A 2,500-nucleotide genomic window follows, 5' to 3' on the forward strand; every position below is an offset into this window, starting at 1 on the left:
AAGTTCATTGACTTATTGAATTGACAGCGCGTATTAATACTTTCGGGTATTATTACAAAGAATTTGAAAACTAGAAGTTTATTATTGACCGGATATTTCGAGTTGTGAGGAGTTAATATTATTAACAACACACGATGAAGAGTTTGATCCTGGCTCAGGATGAACGCTAGCGGCAGGCTTAACACATGCAAGTCGAGGGGTAACAGGAGTAGCTTGCTATTTGCTGACGACCGGCGCACGGGTGCGTAACGCGTATAGAATCTACCTTATACTGGGGGATAGCCTTTGGAAACGAAGATTAATACCCCATAGTATTATTTTTTGGCATCATTAAATAATTAAAGTTTCGGCGGTATAAGATGACTATGCGTTCTATTAGTTAGTTGGTAAGGTAACGGCTTACCAAGACTTCGATAGATAGGGGTCCTGAGAGGGAGATCCCCCACACTGGTACTGAGACACGGACCAGACTCCTACGGGAGGCAGCAGTGAGGAATATTGGACAATGGAGGCAACTCTGATCCAGCCATGCCGCGTGTAGGAAGACTGCCCTATGGGTTGTAAACTACTTTTATATGGGAAGAATAAGATCTACGTGTAGATCGATGACGGTACCATAAGAATAAGCACCGGCTAACTCCGTGCCAGCAGCCGCGGTAATACGGAGGGTGCAAGCGTTATCCGGAATCATTGGGTTTAAAGGGTCCGTAGGCGGGCATATAAGTCAGTGGTGAAAGTCTGTGGCTCAACCATAGAATTGCCATTGATACTGTATGTCTTGAATTATTGTGAAGTGGTTAGAATATGTAGTGTAGCGGTGAAATGCTTAGAGATTACATAGAATACCGATTGCGAAGGCAGATCACTAACAATATATTGACGCTGATGGACGAAAGCGTAGGTAGCGAACAGGATTAGATACCCTGGTAGTCTACGCCGTAAACGATGGATACTAGTTGTTTGGTTTTCGGACTGAGTGACTAAGCGAAAGTGATAAGTATCCCACCTGGGGAGTACGTTCGCAAGAATGAAACTCAAAGGAATTGACGGGGGCCCGCACAAGCGGTGGAGCATGTGGTTTAATTCGATGATACGCGAGGAACCTTACCAGGGCTTAAATGTAGTCTGACAGCTTTAGAGATAGAGTTTTCTTCGGACAGATTACAAGGTGCTGCATGGTTGTCGTCAGCTCGTGCCGTGAGGTGTCAGGTTAAGTCCTATAACGAGCGCAACCCCTGTGGTTAGTTGCCAGCGAGTAATGTCGGGAACTCTAGCCAGACTGCCGGTGCAAACCGTGAGGAAGGTGGGGATGACGTCAAATCATCACGGCCCTTACGTCCTGGGCCACACACGTGCTACAATGGTAGGGACAGAGAGCAGCCACTTAGCGATAAGGAGCGAATCTATAAACCCTATCTCAGTTCGGATTGGAGTCTGCAACTCGACTCCATGAAGCTGGAATCGCTAGTAATCGGATATCAGCCATGATCCGGTGAATACGTTCCCGGGCCTTGTACACACCGCCCGTCAAGCCATGGAAGCTGGGGGTACCTGAAGTCCGTCACCGTAAGGAGCGGCCTAGGGTAAAACTGGTAACTGGGGCTAAGTCGTAACAAGGTAGCCGTACCGGAAGGTGCGGCTGGAACACCTCCTTTCTAGAGCTTGTCCCTGTTATTGTGAGTTATGTAATTTATTATTTAGCGATATCATTAACAAACAGCAAACGACTTACAACCGAATGGTTAGTAATAGGTTTTAGTTTTCAATAGCTGTCGATTTAATTATTAATAAGGAAGTAGGAATTGAGTAAGTAAGAATTAGTTTTTACTAACAATTACACTTAATTGCTATAGACTATTAAGACAGTCTCATAGCTCAGCTGGTTAGAGCGCTACACTGATAATGTAGAGGTCGGCAGTTCGAGTCTGCCTGAGACTACTTTTATGCTTTCGCGAAAGCTTTATAAATCGTGACGTTCATACGTATTACATTTTGAAGGAAATTTTAGAAGTTGAGAATCATTACTTCGTCATTCGAAATCTGATGTCATCATCTTGATTTCATAGAAATGGGGGATTAGCTCAGCTGGCTAGAGCGCCTGCCTTGCACGCAGGAGGTCATCGGTTCGACTCCGATATTCTCCACATCAGCTATCAATTTTAAATTGTTGGCGATTAGTTATGAGTTTACTTGTAATTAATACTGTTCATTGACATATTGGGAAATAATTAAAGAATACGAGAAGTCGTGTATAGCTTAGCCGCTATATACGCAAATTAATAATAATATGAATAACTCATTATAATATAAAGGTTTATGTATTTTATACATAAGCCCTTAAAAGAGCAATTAAGTACAATAAGCTAATTAAGGGCGTATGGGGAATGCCTAGGCTCTCAGAGGCGATGAAGGACGTGATAAGCTGCGAAAAGTTGCGGGGATCTGCACACAAGAATTGATCCGCAAATATCCGAATGGGGCAACCCGGTATATTGAAGAT

General features: G+C 43.7%; 2 tRNA genes and 2 rRNA genes (1 of these 4 cut by a window edge). All 4 read left to right on the forward strand.

From position 1 onward, the window contains the following. Nucleotides 1-131 precede the first annotated feature (131 nt). Nucleotides 132-1,655, forward strand: a 16S ribosomal RNA gene (locus ACFO5T_RS14005). A 209-nt stretch (nucleotides 1,656-1,864) separates the two neighbouring features. Continuing rightward, nucleotides 1,865-1,938, forward strand: a tRNA-Ile gene (locus tag ACFO5T_RS14010). Between the two features lie 132 nt (nucleotides 1,939-2,070). Next, nucleotides 2,071-2,144: transfer RNA gene (locus ACFO5T_RS14015), tRNA-Ala, on the forward strand. Nucleotides 2,145-2,357: 213 nt separating this feature from the next. Next, nucleotides 2,358-2,500: ribosomal RNA gene (locus ACFO5T_RS14020) — 23S ribosomal RNA — on the forward strand (it continues 2,684 nt past the right edge of the window). Together the 16S and 23S rRNA genes with 2 tRNA genes alongside form the textbook arrangement of a ribosomal RNA operon.

The sequence above is a fragment of the Dokdonia genika genome (assembly GCF_042652845.1).
Taxonomy (GTDB): Bacteria; Bacteroidota; Bacteroidia; order Flavobacteriales; family Flavobacteriaceae; genus Dokdonia; species Dokdonia donghaensis.